The following is a 16,849-nucleotide window of genomic DNA, read 5'->3' as shown; positions in this document are numbered from 1 at the left end:
AAAATCACGGAACCCCTTGATCATGCCTAAACTCCAAACTGCGCGACTGGATTAATAACCAGTCCACACTGGCGAGATAGGCGCCAGAACCCTTGTCCATTGGTTTGCACATAAAAGAGAACAAAGCTATGAAACGGATTCTTCTTGGTACTCTCTTCACCGCGGTATCCATCAACGCCATGGCTCAGGCGCCAGGCGGCCCGGATTGCGGTTGGGGCAACATGCTGTTCGAAGGTCAGCGTGGTACCCCGGCTCACTTCCTGGCATCCACCACCAACGGCACTTCCGGCAACGCAACATTTGGTATGACTTCCGGTACCAACGGTTGCTCGACCAACGCGTCGCTGACCTATGGCGGCAAATCCTGGTTTGCCATGAATGGCATGATGAACGAGCTGTCCGAAGACATGGCTAAAGGTCAGGGCGAAGCGCTGACCACCTACGCCGTAGTACTGGGCGTGGCGCCGGAAGACCGTGCGCACTTCGCCGCCGTCACTCACGAGCACTTCCAGCAGATCTTCAGCAAAGCTGACGTGACCGCGGAAGATGTGCATACCAACACCCTGGCCGTTCTCAAGAGCGATCCTCGCCTGGCCAAGTACGCCACTCAGGCTTAAGCTCCAGCGCACCCCGCTTCTTTCGGGAAGCGGGTTTATTTTTTGGACCTGCCCCCTCCTTGGGTCTTTGTTTTTTTCCTGTTTAAGTTGCTGATTATGCTCAAACGCCTTGCCTGGCTGGCGCTCTGTGTCTGCGCCCCGCTGTCCGCCGCGCCTCACATCGATCCACAACGTTTGCAGCAACTGGCCAACGACCCCTTTTGGATCTCCCTGGGCCATTACGAAACCGCCAAGCTCGGTGGCTGGCGTAGCTATGTCAGCGACAAGAAATTTTTTCTTGCCGCCGATGGCAACGAACACCCGGACCGTGAACTGGAGGCCACCGTGCAAGCCTTGTACGCCCCGGCCACTTCCGGCGAACAGCATGCGCAGTGCGTCTACCCGGCACGAACCCGCTGGCTCAAGGCGCAGCTCAACCTGACCGACCTGCCGGCTTTGGACTGCGCCGAGTTCAATCAATGGTTCAAGGACGTTTCGCCCCACAGCGCGGTGATGATCTTCCCGGCGGCCTACCTGAACAGCCCGTCATCGATGTTCGGCCACACATTGCTGCGCATCGATCAGGCCGACGTGCAAAGCGACAAGACCTCGCTGCTCAGTTACGCGATCAACTTCGGCGCCTACATCGAGGGTTCCGACAACAGCATCCTGTACGCCTGGAAAGGCTTGATGGGGGGCTATCCGGGGCTGTTTGCGCTGGTGCCTTACCAGGAAAAGCTCTCGGAATACCGCAGTCTCGAAAACCGTGACTTGTGGGAGTACCGCCTGAACCTGACCCAGCAGGAAACGGCGCGCATGGTCGAGCACGTCTGGGAACTGAAACAGATTCAGTTCGACTATTTCTTCTTCGACGAAAACTGCTCCTATCGCCTGCTGGAACTGCTGCAAGTCGCGCGTCCGAGTCTGCGCCTGACCGAGCAATTCCCACTGACAGCCATTCCCACCGACACCGTCAAGGCCGTAAAAGAGGCCGGGCTGGTGGAGTCCATCCAGTATCGTCCGTCTCGCGAACGGGAATTGCTGAGCCGAGCCGAGACACTGACCGATGAAGAACAACAGTGGGTACTGAAGGTCAGCGCCGACCAGAATCAATTGCAAACGCCCGAATTCAAGGCGCAACCCCGTGACCGCCAGGCGCTGATCATCGATGCGGCCTACCGCCTGGAACGCTATCGCGCCAACGGCCAGGAGCGAGATCCGCAGCGGGCCCAGCGCAGCTTTGAGTTGCTGCGGGCGATCAACCGCAATCCCGCCCCAGAACTGGACATCCCGCAGCCTGGCCTGCCCGAGGACGGCCATGAGTCGCGCACCTGGCAGGCCGGTCTGGGCACCCGTGGCAACCGCGCCTTTGGCGAGTACGGCTTGCGCATGGCCTATCACGATCTCAATGACAACGCCGAAAGCTTCCCCCTCGGCGCACAGATCGAGATCCTGCAATTGAAACTGCGCCAGTACGAAGGCAATGACTGGCAAGTGCAGCAACTGGACCTGGCGACCATTCGCTCCCTGACCCCGCGCAATGAGTTGCTGCAACCGTTGTCGTGGCAGGTCACTGGTGGCCTGGAGCGAGTGCCGGGCAAGCATGACGATGAAACCCTGGTCAGCCACGTCAATGGCGGCGGCGGCGGAACCTGGCAACTGGGCGACGACATGCTGGGGTTCGCCCTGGGTACCGTGCGCGTGGAGCACAATAATGACTTCGCCGAATTCATATCGCCGGCAGCAGGTTTCAACACCGGCCTGCTGTGGAAAAACCCGCTGGGCAATCTGAGCCTGGAGGCAAAAGGCGATTTCTTCACCAATGGCGAAGTGCGCCGTAGCCTGAGCCTGAACCAGCAGTGGGAATTGTCGCGCAACCTCGGTTTGCGCCTGAGCGCCCAGCGCGAGTTCAGCCACCTGGCCACGCCTGAGAATGAAGTGATGCTAGAGGTGAAGTGGTATCACTACTGACCAAAATGCACCGATCCACCCTGTGGGAGCGAGCCTGCTCGCGAATGCGCACTGTCTGCCGACATCGATGGCGGCTGATCCACCGCCTTCGCGAGCAGGCTCGCTCCCACAGGGGGGTGGGGGTTGTGGTGTTGAATGGATTTTTCACAGGCCTTCCACAAACACCTGACGAACCCGCACCTAGACTCCCCTTATAGGCCGTTAAACGGCCCCGGGAGTCCGAGATGTGGCGTTGCGCAGGTGTGTTGAGTTTGTTGATGTTGATCGCTGGTTGCCAGACAACCCACGAAGATCTGATCGCCAAGGGTTATCCACCGGCATTCGCCGACGGGTTCGATGATGGGTGCAGCAGTGGTCGACAGGCCGCCGGGGCCATCACCGGCGAGTTTCGAAAAAACGTCCCGCGCTACCTGAAGGACAAGAATTACGCCGAAGGCTGGAGCGATGGTTTCCGTCAGTGTCAGGCCATGCGCGAAAACGAGGATCGTGAGAGCTATCGCAACAGTCACCTCAATGAACGGGACAAAGCCTGGGAGCAACAGAAGGATCAGGATGCCGCTCGAGCCTATCGCTCGCCATGAGTCGCTTTCAGACATCCTGTGCAACCAAATGCCTGCGAGCATGGCCCAAACCCTATAACGGGAGAAAACCATGAGCCGGGCATTCGTCAATGAAGATAACGCCGCTGCGCAAGCCGATCAGCCAGTCGAACGGCAGGTCAGCGCGCAGCCCAACTACGTCACACCACAGGGCCTGAAACTGCTGCAGGCCAAGGTTGGCGAACTGCAAGCCCTGCACGCCGCGCAGTCTGCGGAGGGCGATCAGGCCGACAAGCAGCGCCTGGCCGACCTGGAGCGCGACCTGCGTTACTTCAAGCAACGCCTGGGCAGCGCCCAGGTCGTACCAGTCGCCACGTCCACCGAAAAAGTGCAGATCGGCAGCCGAGTGACCTACGCCGATGAACATGACGCCGAGCACCGAGTGCAACTGGTGGGCGAAGATCAGGCCGATGCCGCTCATGGCCTGATCAATTGGGCATCACCGCTGGGTCGGGCGCTGCTCGGGGCGCAACTCGGTGACGAGGTGCTGTGGCAACGCCCGGCCGGCGATCAAACGATCGAGATCATTCGTATCGAACCGGGTTAAACCACACCTTGGGCCAGCATCGCGTCGGCGACTTTGACAAAACCGGCGATGTTCGCGCCCTTGACGTAGTTGACCTGGCCATTCTCCTCACCGTAATGCACGCAAGCGTGATGGATCGACTGCATGATGGCGTGCAGCTTGCTGTCCACCTCACCGCCGGTCCATAGCAAACGCATGGCGTTCTGCGACATCTCCAGACCGCTGACAGCAACACCACCGGCATTGGACGCCTTGCCCGGCGCGAACAGGATGCCTGCTTCGATAAACAGGTCCACGGCTTCGAGGGTGGTCGGCATGTTCGCCCCTTCCGCCACACAGAAGCAGCCATTGCGCAGCAACGCCTGTGCCGCCTCGGCATCCAGTTCGTTTTGCGTGGCGCACGGCAGCGCGATGTCGCAGCTCAGCCCCCATGGGTGCTGGCCAGCCAGGAACTCCAGGCCAAATCGACCCGCCAGTTCGCTGATGCGTCCGCGCTGCACGTTCTTCAGCTCAAGCAGCGCCTGCCACTGCTCTTCGGTCAGCCCGCTCTCGCAGTACAGCGTGCCTTCGGAGTCAGACAGCGAAATAACCTTGCCGCCCAGGTCCATGACCTTGCGCGCCGCGTACTGCGCAACGTTGCCAGAACCCGAGATCGCCACACGTTTGCCTTCGACGGTTTCACCGCGACGCTTGAGCATTTCCTCGGCGAAGTACACGCAACCGAACCCGGTGGCCTCAGGGCGAATCAGGCTGCCGCCATAGCTCGGACCCTTGCCGGTCAACACGCTGGTGAACTGGTTGCTAAGGCGCTTGTACTGACCGAACAGGAAGCCGATCTCGCGGGCACCGACGCCGATATCGCCGGCCGGCACGTCGACATCGGCGCCAATGTGGCGATACAGCTCACTCATGAAGGCCTGGCAGAAGCGCATGACTTCGGCGTCGCTTTTGCCTTTGGGGTCGAAATCGGAACCGCCTTTGCCGCCACCCATGGGCAACGACGTCAACGAGTTCTTGAAGGTCTGCTCGAAGGCCAGGAACTTCAAGACGCCCAGATTCACCGACGGATGGAAACGCAGGCCGCCTTTGTACGGGCCAATGGCGCTGTTCATCTGGATACGGAAACCGCGATTGACCTGCACCTTGCCGTGATCGTTGACCCAGGACACGCGGAACACGATAGCTCGCTCCGGCTCGCACATGCGCTCCAGGATGCCTGAGGTCAGGTAATGCGGATTGGCTTCGAGAAAGGGCCACAGGCTACGCAAGACTTCCTCGACGGCCTGGTGGAATTCAGGCTGGTCCGGGTCGCGTTTTTTAAGCCGGGCAAGGAAGGATTCGACGGATTCGATCATGGAAAAGTCTCGGCAAATTATTGTCGTTGGAAGAAATTGGGCCGGACTTTAACAAACGAAACGCGCACAGGAATAGAGCAGAATGTCGCATTTATGAAATTAAATGGTGCTCAGGATATAAAATAATTGATTTTTGAGCACCTCATGCACCATAAAGGGGACCTCATCCGCAGGGCTTGCACCAGCATGCACCCTGCACATAAAAGCCCTGATGCGCCAGCATCAGGGCTTGGTTGAAGAGGTCAAGCCAATAGGGCCGAACCGCCACGTTTCCCCGGAAGAGGAATACCCAGTGCAGGATATTGAACAGATACGCGATCTGACTCATGCCCGGAACCATCCACCGCCCTTACGCTAAACGTATATCGCGTACCTGGTTCCAGCCCGGTAACAGCAAATTCGGTCTCTCTCGTACGCCCCGACTCTATACCGCCCTGTTCGACGATATAAGTAATATTGCCAGAGCTGTCATACGACGGCTCCCACGTCAAGGTTAGGCCAAGATCAGTGGTTCGAAGATTCGAGGGGTCTGTAGGCGAGGTAAAGTCCGGAAAACTAACCTTGACACAAACAGGCTCCGAGTAGCGAGATGACTCATCGTAAGTTCGAATGCAGTAAACGTGCTCTCGTCCTTCCTGTGGATCTGTATCGGTAAAGGGGGGCGAAATTGGTACCTCGAGGAGCTGGCCATCTCGACGCAGTTCATATCGAGGCACACCAGTTTCTACTTCACCGCCGTACCAATAAAATGAAACCTGACTCGCCGTGTGATTAAAAGGCTTAAAATAGGTCGGAGGCGTTGGCGTGAATCGAGACCCTACGGAAGCTGAAAATCCTGAAAGTTGGTTTTTTGCAGGAAAATTAACTTCCCCAACGTTAAATGGAATACCAACCTTGGGGTATTGAACAAAAACCCGATTTGATTCATTGCCCGTAGGATCGAACGCAGTTACACCAAACTCGTAGCGTTGACCTGGAACCAGACCGGCAATAGCAAACTCAGTATTTATAGTTTCCCCTAATTTATGATCAACTCCCTGATCGACCCGATAGGTAACATGCCCTGAGCTGTCACTGGATTCATCCCAACTGAAGATAAGCCCTAAATTGGTGGTTCTCAGATCAGTAGGCACTGTCGGTGCGGTAAAGTCTTCGAACTCGACATCGACACAAATGGGATCGGAAAAGTTAAATTCCTCATCATACGTACGCATGCAGTATTTATGAACTCGCCCTTGCTCTGGAGTGGTATCTTTATAAGGAGGATGGCGTGGCACTTCCATCAAATCATTATCACGCCTTAGTTCATAGCGTGGCTCACCGCCGTCGACTGCACCGTCCCCCCAGAACAAACTAACCTCAGACGAAGTTTGATTGAAAGCCTCAAGAAATGACGGAGGACTCGGTTTGTGCCTGGCGGTGGTAACAGGCACACTTTCACCTTCAGGGCTGCCCGGACCATGCGTTTTAGGATGCACAGAAAAAACATAAGGCGTCTTGGATGTCAGCCCGGTAAATTCATAAGACCCTCCGCCACTATACTGGCCCACACGAGTACTGCCTTTATATAAGTAAACACCTTCCCAGTACCCATACACCTGCCAGCTTATCCGACATGTCGTAGCAGTAATATTAGAAGCCTGGATCTTAATCAAAGGATCAGGAATCGGACTTGCTTTAGGAAGCAAAGGTAAATTTGAAATTCTCATTATAATCACCGGAGAGAAAGCGAATTAGTGTTAAACCACATATGCGAGTATAAACAGTAATTTCACGCCCACCACTAGCAGAACTACTAGGTTGCAATCTCTAAAAGGCTTTTTTCCGGCTACTTTCAATACCTAACATCGCACCGACTTATAATCAATGCACTGCCGCGTTTTGCGCTCAATCTACTACCGGAGGATGCCAGAAGGGATCTGATTCAAGCGTTAAAAGCCTCCCGTCAGAAATAAAAAATGCCAGTCAGCATGACTGACTGGCATTGGCCCGAAGGCACCGCTTTTTTTTCAAACCACCAACCCGAAATCAGGCCAGTTTTTTGTGCCGTACCCGATGTGGTTGGGCAGCGGCTTCGCCAAGACGCTTTTTGCGGTCGGCTTCGTACTCGGTGTAGTTGCCTTCGAAGAACACCGCTTGCGAGTCATCTTCGTACGCCAGGATGTGAGTCGCGACGCGGTCAAGGAACCACCGATCGTGAGAGATCACAATGGCGGCGCCCGGGAAGTCGAGCAGGGCTTCTTCCAGGGAGCGCAGGGTTTCGACGTCGAGGTCGTTGGACGGTTCGTCGAGCAGCAGGACGTTGCCGCCCTCTTTCAGGGTCAGCGCCAGGTGCAAGCGACCACGCTCACCACCGGAGAGGTCCTTGACGAACTTCTGCTGGTCGCCGCCCTTGAAGTTGAAGCGGCCGACGTAGGTGCGCGACGGAATCTCGTAGTTACCAATGCGGATCTGGTCGGAACCATCGGAGATTTGCTGGAACACGGTCTTGCTGCCGTCCAGGTCTTCGCGGCTCTGGTCCACGCAAGCCAACTGCACGGTTTCGCCGACTTCGATGCTGCCCGAATCCGGTGTTTCCTTGCCCATCAGCATGCGGAACAGGGTCGACTTACCGGCACCGTTACCGCCGATCACACCGACGATGGCGCCTTTAGGCATGGAGAACGACAGGTTGTCGATCAATACGCGATCGCCGTAGCCCTTGGTGACGTTCTTGAACTCGATGACCTTGTCGCCCAGGCGTGGACCCGCCGGGATGTAGATCTCGTTGGTTTCGCTGCGCTTCTGGAATTCCTGCGATTGCATTTCCTCGAAGCGTTGCAGACGTGCCTTGGATTTCGACTGGCGGGCCTTGGCGCCTTTGCGCACCCACTCCAGTTCTTCCTTCATGGCTTTTTCGTGAGCAGACTGCTGCTTGGATTCCTGGGCCAGACGATCGGACTTGGCTTCCAGCCAACCCGAATAGTTACCCTCGTATGGAATACCCGCGCCGCGGTCGAGTTCCAGGATCCAGCCAGCGACGTTGTCCAGGAAGTAACGGTCGTGCGTGATCGCGACCACGGTGCCCGGGAAGTCGTGCAGGAAGTGCTCCAGCCACGCAACGGAATCGGCGTCCAGGTGGTTGGTCGGTTCGTCGAGCAGCAGCATGTCTGGCGCGGACAGCAGCAGGCGGCACAGGGCCACACGACGCTTTTCACCACCGGACAGGTGTTCTACTTTTGCGTCCCAGGCCGGCAGGCGCAGCGCGTCGGCAGCGACTTCCAGCTGGCGCTCCAGGTTATGGCCATCGCTGGCTTGCAGGATGGCTTCGAGCTTGGCCTGTTCGGCCGCCAGCTTGTCGAAGTCGGCATCCGGGTCGGCGTAGGCCGCGTAGACCTCGTCCAGGCGCGCCTGGGCGTCCTTGATCACGCTGACCGCTTCCTCGACCACTTCACGCACGGTCTTGGTCGGGTCCAGTTGCGGTTCTTGCGGCAGATAACCGATGTTCAGGTCCGGCATCGGACGGGCTTCGCCGTCGAACTCGGTGTCGACGCCAGCCATGATTTTCAACAAGGTGGACTTACCCGAACCGTTGAGGCCGAGTACCCCGATCTTGGCGCCCGGGAAGAACGACAAGGAGATGTTTTTCAGGATTTCCCGCTTCGGCGGAACAACTTTACCCAGCCGATGCATGGTGAATACGTATTGAGCCATGGAGAACCTAGGGTCAGTGACTGATGAATGAATAGAGCGCAGGCGATGCCCGGCCAGACCATGCGCGACGTACGCTTGACGAGGTCAATGCGCTGGCGCTGAAAAAAGTCTGATTCTAGGAGCTGGAACGCTCCCGCGTAACCGGCAAAGCTACCTTAATGACAGATGGCAGTCCAGCCGAGCGGGACTGGCACTTCGCCACAACTCAAGGCATGCTAGCCGCCCTTCGGGCGTCCGACTTATAGTGCACGTCGCGCCAGTCCAGCCAAACCGCAGGATTACAGTTTGTCCAGTGTCCCTCCGTCCCTGATCCCCCGTGCACCGACTGTTGCACCCGGCTCGCCCATGCACGGCACACTCAAGGGCGCTATGGCGATGCTCGTGTTGCTGCTGCTCGCCTTGTTGTGCTGGCAACTGCTCGATCAGCTTCGGGAAACCCAGAAGATCCAACGCCAGGCGACCATCGACCACACCGCCGACCAGGCCGCACAAGTCAGCCTGAACATGGCGCTCAACGCCCAGATCGCCCTCAACCTGCTACCGATTGTCGAGCAGCCGCAAAGAGCTGACGAGCTGCAGGACCTGCTGCGCAAACTGCAAAAGTCCTTGCCGGAGCTTTCGAGCCTGGCACTGCTCAGCCCTTCGGGAAGAATCCTCAGTGACACGGCCGGCACCAGCGACGATGCAGACTATCTGGGAGAGCTGGTCCGACGCAGTCGCGCCCAACCCCACTACTACAGCAACGCCATCGACGGCTCGCGGGTGTATCTGCTGCTACATCAAGCCAGCGGCAGCAATCGCGGCTATTGGGCCTTGCGCTTCAAGCCGACGTTTTTCACCTCACTGACCCATCTGAACGAAACGGGCACTGCCCCGCTGTGGCTGGTGGAAAATCGCTTCAATCACCAGATCCTCAGCCGCGACGAGGCATTGCCGCAGGTCAACCCAGGCACCTTGACCCAGGACGATGTGGCCAACAGCGTGCTGACCGTCGCGCTGAGCAGCAGCGACTGGCAACTACGTGGACTGTTCGATCGCCAGCGAGTGCTCGAAGAACTGCTGCCGGCTTTCATTGGCAAATGCCTGCTATGCCTGGCTTTTTCCATGCTGCCGTTCATCGTCCTGCTAAACATGCGCCGTCGGCAGCGCCAGCTGCACGAAGGTCGCCGACGCTACCAGGAAATTTTCGAAGGCTCCGGCGTGGCATTGTGCGTACTCGACATGTCTGGCCTGCGGAGCGTGTTTGACAAGGCCCAGCTGCTGAGCGACGAGCAACTGCAAGCATGGCTGGCGGTTGCGCAACAGCGCCGGCAGCTGTTGCAGGAGCTGCGCATTACCGAAGTCAATCAGGTCGCCCTACAGCTGCTTAACGTCGATACCTGTGAACACGTCTGGAGACTGTTGATCGATGGCAATCCTGTAGAGGGCAGTGCCATCGGCAATCAGGTGCTCGAAGCGGTGCACAGGCAACAGCAACAGCTCGAACTGGAAATCAAACTCCAGGACGCCTCGGGTCGTGACCAGCATCTGTGGCTGGTGTTGCGTCTGCCGCAGAACCCTGACGACTTCAAGGCGGTGATCCTGAGTATCACCGATATCACCAGCCGCAAGCTCATCGAGCTGTCGCAGCAGGAGCGCGAACGTTTCTGGTCTGACGTCGTGCGGACCGTGCCCGATCACCTTTACGTGCAAGACGTGATCAGCCAGCGAATGATCTTCAGCAACCACCATCTGGGCCAAACGCTGGGCTACAACCGCACCGAACTGCAGCAGATGGGCGAGTACTTCTGGGAAATCCTCCTGCATCCCGACGATGCCGATTACTACCACAGGTCGCGCCAGACCCAGCGGCAAGGCGGCTACAGCCAATTGATGCAATGCCAGTTGCGCTTTCGCCACCGTGACGGGCAATGGCGGCGTTTCGACATTCGCGAGCAGGCACTGGCACGGGACAAGCACGACCAGGTCACCCGCATCATCGGCGTGGCCAAGGACGTAACCGAACAGATCGAGGCCAGCGAGTCGCTGCGCGACAGCGAGCAGCGCTACCGCATGCTCGCCGAAAGCATCAGCGACGTGATTTTTTCCACCGACAGCCGCATGGCACTCAACTACGTAAGCCCTTCCGTGCAGGGGGTGCTGGGCTACGAAGTGGAGTGGATTTTCCAGAACGGCTGGCAATCGACCATTGCCAATCCGCAGCAGTTGAGTGGCATCTATAGCCTGATGGATCGCGTCAGCAAAGCGCTGGATAAACCTGAACAGCTGGCCCTTCTGCGCAGCCAGGTGCAAACCCAACTATTCCTGTTCGACTGCCTGCGCGGCGATGGGCGCAAGATTCCTATCGAGCTGCGACTGGTCCTGGTCTGGGACGAACACGGTGCATTCGAAGGCGTGCTGGGCGTCGGTCGCGACATCAGCCAGCAACGCCGGGCCGAGAAAGACCTGCGCATGGCCGCCACGGTATTCGAACACTCGACCTCGGCGATCCTCATCACCGACCCGGCCGGTTATATCGTCCAGGCCAATGAAGCCTTCAGCCGTGTCAGCGGTTATGCCGTGGAACAGGTACTCGACCAGTTGCCCAACATGCTCACCGTCGATGAGCAGCAGGAAGCTCATTTGCGCTACGTGCTCAAGCAACTGAACCAGCACAGCACCTGGGAAGGCGAAGTGTGGCTGCGTCGGCGCAATGGCGAGCATTATCCGGCCTGGGTCGGCATTACCGCGGTTCTGGACGACGAAGGCGACCTGGCCAGCTACGTGTGTTTCTTCAGCGATATCAGCGAACGCAAGGCCAGTGAACAACGGATTCACCGCCTGGCCTATTACGACGCCCTGACCCACCTGCCCAACCGCACACTGTTCCAGGATCGCCTGCACACGGCGTTGCAGGCGGCTGAACGGCAGAAGTCCTGGGTGGTGTTGATGTTCCTCGACCTGGACCGCTTCAAGCCGATCAACGACTCCCTGGGCCATGCCGCCGGTGATCGCATGCTCAAGGAAATGGCCACGCGCCTGCTCGGTTGCGTCGACGACGACGACACGGTCGCGCGCATGGGCGGCGATGAGTTCACCTTGCTCCTGCAACCGCGGGCCAACCGGGAAATCGCCTTGACGCGGGCGATTCACGTGGCGGAGCAGATCCTCGCCAGCCTGGTCAAACCCTTCGTACTCGAAGGCCGTGAGTTCTTCGTCACGGCCAGTATCGGCATCGCCTTGAGTCCGCAGGACGGCAATGAACTGAGCCAGTTGATGAAGAACGCCGACACCGCGATGTACCACGCCAAGGAGCGCGGCAAGAACAACTTCCAGTTCTATCAGGCGGACATGAACGCCAGCGCCCTGGAGCGCCTGGAACTGGAAAGCGACTTGCGACATGCCCTGGAACAAAACGAATTCGTGCTGTACTACCAACCGCAGTTCAGCGGCGATGGCAAACGCCTGACCGGCACCGAAGCCTTGCTGCGCTGGCGTCATCCGCGCCGTGGCCTGGTACCGCCGGGAGATTTCATTCCGGTGCTTGAAGAACTCGGACTGGTGGTGGACGTCGGGGATTGGGTGATCAGCGAGGCTTGCCGCCAGCTCAAGACCTGGCATCAGGCCAAGGTGCGCGTGCCGAAGGTGTCGGTGAACATCTCCGCCCGGCAATTCTCCGACGGCCAGCTTGGCACGCGGATCGCCAACATCCTGAAGGAAACCGGCCTGCCGCCGGCGTGCCTGGAACTGGAACTGACCGAAAGTATCCTGATGCGCGAAGTCAGCGAAGCCATGCAGATTCTCGCCGGGTTGAAAAACCTTGGCCTGAGCATCGCGGTCGACGACTTCGGCACGGGCTACTCATCGCTCAACTACCTCAAGCAGTTCCCGATCGATGTACTGAAGATCGACCGCACCTTTGTCGACGGCCTGCCATCGGGTGAACAGGATGCGCAGATCGCCCGGGCGATCATCGCCATGGCCCACAGCCTTAACCTGGCGGTGATCGCCGAGGGCGTGGAAACCCAGGAGCAACTGGACTTCCTGCGTGAACACGGTTGCGATGAGGTCCAGGGTTACCTGTTTGGCCGGCCGATGCCGGCCCACACCTTTGAAGGGCAGTTCAGCAATGATGCCCTCTTCATGTTCGACTGACATTGTGTGGTGACGCGGGCGGTCCCTTCGCGAGCAGGCTCGCTCCCACAGGGTTTCTTGGGTGTACACAAAATTATTGAACGCTCAAGATCCACTGTGGGAGCGAGCCTGCTCGCGAAGAGGCCGGCCCATTCACCGCTGATCCCGTCATGAAGCCCACTTGTCTGCGACATGATGTCGTTTCATATGCCTTCCAAAAGCCATTGGGTTAGAATGCCCCCCTTTTCCGCCCCCGATCCTTGAGGACCGCCATGTTCAGCCGTGATTTGACTATTGCCAAGTACGACGCCGATCTCTTTGCCGCCATGGAGCAAGAAGCTCAGCGCCAGGAAGAGCACATTGAGCTGATCGCTTCGGAAAACTACACCAGCCCTGCGGTGATGGAAGCTCAAGGCTCGGTATTGACCAACAAGTACGCCGAAGGCTACCCGGGCAAGCGCTACTACGGTGGTTGCGAGTACGTTGACATCGTCGAGCAGCTTGCAATTGATCGAGCCAAAGAACTGTTCGGTGCCGATTACGCCAACGTTCAACCGCACGCCGGTTCGCAAGCCAACAGCGCCGTTTACCTGGCCCTGCTGTCGGCTGGCGACACCATCCTGGGCATGAGCCTGGCCCACGGTGGTCACCTGACCCACGGTGCCAGTGTTTCGTCCTCCGGCAAGCTGTACAACGCCATCCAGTACGGCATCGACGCCAATGGCCTGATCGACTACGACGAAGTCGAGCGCCTGGCCGTTGAGCACAAGCCGAAAATGATCGTGGCCGGTTTCTCTGCCTACTCGCAGATCCTCGACTTCCCACGCTTCCGTGAAATCGCCGACAAGGTGGGTGCCTACCTGTTCGTCGACATGGCCCACGTGGCCGGTCTGGTCGCCGCTGGCGTCTACCCGAACCCGGTGCCATTCGCTGACGTGGTGACCACCACCACCCACAAGACCCTGCGCGGTCCACGTGGCGGCCTGATCCTGGCTCGCGCCAACGCCGACATCGAGAAGAAGCTGAACTCCGCGGTATTCCCGGGTGCCCAGGGTGGCCCACTGGAGCACGTGATCGCCGCTAAAGCGATTTGCTTCAAGGAAGCGCTGCAACCTGAGTTCAAGGCTTACCAGCAACAAGTGGTGAAAAACGCCCAGGCCATGGCCAGCGTGTTCATCGAGCGCGGTTTCGACGTGGTTTCCGGCGGTACTGAAAACCACCTGTTCCTGCTGTCGCTGATCAAGCAGGAAATCTCCGGTAAAGATGCCGACGCCGCCCTGGGCAAAGCGTTCATCACCGTGAACAAGAACTCCGTGCCAAACGACCCTCGCTCCCCGTTCGTCACCTCCGGCCTGCGCTTCGGCACTCCGGCTGTGACCACTCGCGGCTTCAAGGAAGCAGAGTGCAAGGAACTGGCCGGCTGGATCTGCGACATCCTGGCAGACCTGAACAACGAAGCGGTGATCGATGCCGTTCGTGAGAAGGTCAAGGCTATCTGCAAGAAGCTGCCGGTATACGGCGCTTAATTGCACCGCTAAACCGCGGTCAAAAAAACCGGCCAGAGATGGCCGGTTTTTTTTGTCCGTCATAAAGATCAAAAGATCGCAGCCTTCGGCAGCTCCTACAGAGGTAGCGTAATTTCGCGAAATCACAGGTGTACGCAGGTTCCGTAGGAGCTGCCGAAGGCTGCGATCTTTTGATTTTCAATAGGATCGGCACAACTGGTCAGACCGGTCATGCCAATTTTACGATTTCCCCTTGTAATCTTGAAAAAACCCAGCGTAGACTGCGCCTGCACTGGACATACCGGTAAGACCACAATAATTAAGTCCTGAATCTGATGCGCGACGCGCACGGCAGCCAGGACACCGACCAGGATTCCTCCCATGCTCAGATGGTGCTCGCGTTCAATCTTCCTCCAAGTGGTTCTCGGACTGGTGCTCGGCATCGTCTGCGGGCTGACCCTTCCCGAATATTCCGCTCAGCTCAAACCCCTTGGTGACGGTTTTATCAAGCTGATCAAAATGCTCATCGGCCTGATTGTGTTCTGCGTAGTGGTTAGCGGTATCAGCGGTGCCGGCGACCTTAAGAAGGTCGGCCGCATCGGCCTGAAATCAGTGATCTACTTTGAAATCCTCACCACCATTGCGTTGGTGATCGGCCTGGTATTCGCCTTCACTACTGGAATCGGCAGCGGCGCGAACATTCATCTGGATCAGCTTTCTGCCGCAGACATGGGCGATATCGCCCAACGTGGCCAGCACATGCACACCACCACGCAGTTCCTGATGGACCTGATCCCGACCTCTGTAATAGGTGCCTTCGCAGACAACAATATCCTGCAAGTGCTGCTGTTTTCGGTGCTGTTTGGCAGTGCGTTGAATCTGGTGGGCGAAGCCGCCTCCGGTATCTCGCGACTGATCAATGAACTCAGCCACGTGATCTTCCGCATCATGGGCATGATCGTGCGACTGGCGCCGATCGGTGTGTTCGGCGCAATCGCCTTCACCACCAGCAAATATGGCCTGGATTCACTGCAGCACCTGGGTAGCCTGGTCGGTTTGTTCTACCTGACCTGCGTGGCCTTCGTCGCGTTGATTCTAGGCCTGGTGATGCGCCTGTCCGGCCTGCGGATGTGGCCGCTGCTCAAGTACCTGCGCGAAGAACTGTTGATCGTCATGGGGACCGCTTCGTCCGATGCCGTGCTACCACAAATCATGCGCAAGCTGGAGCATCTGGGCATCGGCAGCTCGACGGTTGGGCTGGTGATTCCAACAGGGTATTCATTCAATCTCGACGGTTTTTCGATCTACCTGACCCTGGCCATTGTGTTCATCGCCAATGCCACCGGCACGCCGCTGGCGATGACCGACCTGCTAACGATTCTGCTGGTCTCACTGATCACCTCCAAGGGTGCGCACGGGATTCCGGGTTCGGCGCTGGTCATTTTGGCAGCCACCCTGACGGCGATTCCGGCGATTCCGGTGGTGGGCCTGGTATTGGTGCTGGCAGTGGACTGGTTCATGGGCATCGGACGGGCGCTGACCAACCTGATCGGCAATTGCGTGGCGACCGTGGCCATTGCTCGCTGGGAAAAGGACATCGATGTGCAGCGGGCGAACAAGGTGCTTTCCGGCCAGGTGGGTTATACCTTCCAGCCGAGAAAACCGGTGACCCCGGCCCATCAGCAGGAATTTTGAACAAACGCCGTGCCTGCTTTCGGGCGGGTACGGCCAACAACGCTATAGATGCTCATGGAGCAAACAGTGATTACCTCATCGACCGTTGTAAATTCAGTCGTAGAAAAGCTTCGGGCCGCACTGGCCCGCGGTCAGTGGCGCTCCGGCGAAATGCTCCCGGGGCAGCGTGAACTGGCCGAACAACTGGGCATCAGCCGCCCGAGCCTGCGCGAAGCCGTCATCGTCCTGGAAACCCTCGGCCTGGTGCGCTCCATGCCGGGCAAAGGCGTGGTGGTGCTGGACGCGAATCTCAGCGACAGCCAAAGCCACGACAGCGCAGTGGCCGGGGCGAGCCTGGAAGACGTTTTGCAACTTCGCTACACCCTTGAGCCATTTATCGTCGGCCTGGTGGCGCAATCCATCAGCAGCAAGGAAGTCGGGCAACTGCGCCTGACCCTGATGGACATGCGTGAAGCCCTGGAAGCCAATGACAGCGAGGCCGGCGTGAATGCCTACATCGCGTTCCATGAAGAGCTGTTCACGCTGACGTCGAATCCGATTTTCCAGAGCGTGGTCCAGCAGACCAGCAATGCCCTTAAGCAGAGCGCCGACGTGTTGCGCAACTCCCCGGAGCACCTGGCTGAACGCCTTGAAGAAAACGAAGCGGTGGTGCGCGCGATCCGCAGCAAGAACAGTGCCCAGGCCAGCGCCGAGATGCGCCGGCACATTTTGCGCGAAGGCCAGCGCATGGGCATCGAACTGAATATTCCGGACGACAACCTCGGCAGTTGAATCCGTTTCAAATTGGAGACAGGCC

At 58.2% G+C, this 16,849-nt stretch carries 12 protein-coding genes; 8 read left to right on the top strand and 4 right to left on the bottom strand.

What is annotated here, in order from left to right; translation table 11 throughout:
• Positions 1–128 precede the first annotated feature (128 nt).
• The 4 genes from AC3WWR_RS14080 to AC3WWR_RS14065 all read left to right on the top strand — a co-directional run bounded on the left by AC3WWR_RS14080 (position 129) and on the right by AC3WWR_RS14065 (position 3,713).
• Positions 129–617 carry a DUF3015 domain-containing protein gene (locus AC3WWR_RS14080; protein WP_020798660.1) on the top strand — a complete coding sequence of 163 codons (489 nt, stop codon included), beginning with the start codon at positions 129–131 and terminating at the stop codon, positions 615–617.
• 96 nt (positions 618–713) lie between these two features.
• Positions 714–2,567, top strand: a complete 1,854-nt coding sequence (locus AC3WWR_RS14075) for an Lnb N-terminal periplasmic domain-containing protein (protein ID WP_492598806.1) — start codon at positions 714–716, stop codon at positions 2,565–2,567.
• A gap of 224 nt (positions 2,568–2,791) precedes the next feature.
• Positions 2,792–3,148: a hypothetical protein gene (locus AC3WWR_RS14070; RefSeq protein ID WP_020798663.1), complete on the top strand. Its 357-nt coding sequence runs from the start codon at positions 2,792–2,794 to the stop codon at positions 3,146–3,148.
• Positions 3,149–3,218: 70 nt separating this feature from the next.
• The gene (locus AC3WWR_RS14065; protein ID WP_020798664.1) at positions 3,219–3,713 is read left to right on the top strand and encodes a GreA/GreB family elongation factor; all 495 of its coding nucleotides are present in this window, start codon (positions 3,219–3,221) and stop codon (positions 3,711–3,713) included.
• On the opposite strand, the gene gdhA is transcribed toward AC3WWR_RS14065, so the two are convergent.
• The 3 genes from gdhA to ettA all read right to left on the bottom strand — a co-directional run bounded on the left by gdhA (position 3,710) and on the right by ettA (position 8,740).
• Positions 3,710–5,047, bottom strand: coding sequence for an NADP-specific glutamate dehydrogenase (gdhA, locus tag AC3WWR_RS14060; protein WP_492598805.1), 1,338 nt, complete (start codon positions 5,045–5,047; stop codon positions 3,710–3,712). The two genes, AC3WWR_RS14065 and gdhA, sit on opposite strands and share 4 nt — an antisense overlap.
• Before the next feature lie 242 nt (positions 5,048–5,289).
• Positions 5,290–6,756, bottom strand: a complete 1,467-nt coding sequence (locus tag AC3WWR_RS14055) for a fibronectin type III domain-containing protein (protein WP_492598804.1) — start codon at positions 6,754–6,756, stop codon at positions 5,290–5,292.
• A 319-nt stretch (positions 6,757–7,075) separates the two neighbouring features.
• Entirely contained in the window at positions 7,076–8,740 is a 1,665-nt protein-coding gene (gene ettA / locus AC3WWR_RS14050; RefSeq protein WP_020798667.1) for an energy-dependent translational throttle protein EttA, read from the bottom strand.
• A 345-nt stretch (positions 8,741–9,085) separates the two neighbouring features.
• Between ettA and AC3WWR_RS14045 the strand changes: the two genes are divergently transcribed.
• On the top strand, positions 9,086–12,874 hold the full coding sequence (locus AC3WWR_RS14045) for a sensor domain-containing protein (protein ID WP_020798668.1): 3,789 nt from the start codon (positions 9,086–9,088) through the stop codon (positions 12,872–12,874).
• Positions 12,875–13,125: 251 nt separating this feature from the next.
• Positions 13,126–14,379, top strand: coding sequence for a serine hydroxymethyltransferase (glyA, locus tag AC3WWR_RS14040; RefSeq protein ID WP_020798669.1), 1,254 nt, complete (start codon positions 13,126–13,128; stop codon positions 14,377–14,379).
• Between the two features lie 122 nt (positions 14,380–14,501).
• On the opposite strand, the gene AC3WWR_RS14035 is transcribed toward glyA, so the two are convergent.
• The gene (locus tag AC3WWR_RS14035) at positions 14,502–14,741 is read right to left on the bottom strand and encodes a hypothetical protein (RefSeq protein WP_020798671.1); all 240 of its coding nucleotides are present in this window, start codon (positions 14,739–14,741) and stop codon (positions 14,502–14,504) included.
• On the opposite strand from AC3WWR_RS14035, the gene AC3WWR_RS14030 reads away from it, so the two are divergent.
• Positions 14,740–16,053 (top strand): C4-dicarboxylate transporter DctA, encoded by a 1,314-nt coding sequence (locus tag AC3WWR_RS14030; RefSeq protein ID WP_020798670.1) that lies wholly within the window; start codon positions 14,740–14,742, stop codon positions 16,051–16,053. The genes AC3WWR_RS14035 and AC3WWR_RS14030 overlap by 2 nt on opposite strands.
• 66 nt (positions 16,054–16,119) lie before the next feature.
• On the top strand, positions 16,120–16,824 hold the full coding sequence (locus AC3WWR_RS14025; protein ID WP_179056638.1) for a FadR/GntR family transcriptional regulator: 705 nt from the start codon (positions 16,120–16,122) through the stop codon (positions 16,822–16,824).
• Positions 16,825–16,849 lie beyond the last annotated feature (25 nt).

The organism is Pseudomonas sp. EB271-G4-1 (genome assembly GCF_058791355.1).
Note: the sequence above shows the minus strand (reverse complement) of the source record. Positions and strands in the feature narration are given on the sequence as shown.

Excerpts from the sequence above, each read along its gene's own strand:
- AC3WWR_RS14035 (WP_020798671.1), bottom strand. The coding sequence starts at position 14,741 with ATGGGAGGAATCCTGGTCGGTGTCCTGGCTGCCGTGCGCGTCGCGCAT.
- AC3WWR_RS14045 (WP_020798668.1), top strand. The coding sequence starts at position 9,086 with ATGCACGGCACACTCAAGGGCGCTATGGCGATGCTCGTGTTGCTGCTG.
- ettA (WP_020798667.1), bottom strand. The coding sequence starts at position 8,740 with ATGGCTCAATACGTATTCACCATGCATCGGCTGGGTAAAGTTGTTCCG.
- AC3WWR_RS14070 (WP_020798663.1), top strand. The coding sequence starts at position 2,792 with ATGTGGCGTTGCGCAGGTGTGTTGAGTTTGTTGATGTTGATCGCTGGT.
- AC3WWR_RS14030 (WP_020798670.1), top strand. The coding sequence starts at position 14,740 with ATGCTCAGATGGTGCTCGCGTTCAATCTTCCTCCAAGTGGTTCTCGGA.
- AC3WWR_RS14075 (WP_492598806.1), top strand. The coding sequence starts at position 714 with ATGCTCAAACGCCTTGCCTGGCTGGCGCTCTGTGTCTGCGCCCCGCTG.
- AC3WWR_RS14055 (WP_492598804.1), bottom strand. The coding sequence starts at position 6,756 with ATGAGAATTTCAAATTTACCTTTGCTTCCTAAAGCAAGTCCGATTCCT.
- glyA (WP_020798669.1), top strand. The coding sequence starts at position 13,126 with ATGTTCAGCCGTGATTTGACTATTGCCAAGTACGACGCCGATCTCTTT.
- gdhA (WP_492598805.1), bottom strand. The coding sequence starts at position 5,047 with ATGATCGAATCCGTCGAATCCTTCCTTGCCCGGCTTAAAAAACGCGAC.
- AC3WWR_RS14080 (WP_020798660.1), top strand. The coding sequence starts at position 129 with ATGAAACGGATTCTTCTTGGTACTCTCTTCACCGCGGTATCCATCAAC.
- AC3WWR_RS14065 (WP_020798664.1), top strand. The coding sequence starts at position 3,219 with ATGAGCCGGGCATTCGTCAATGAAGATAACGCCGCTGCGCAAGCCGAT.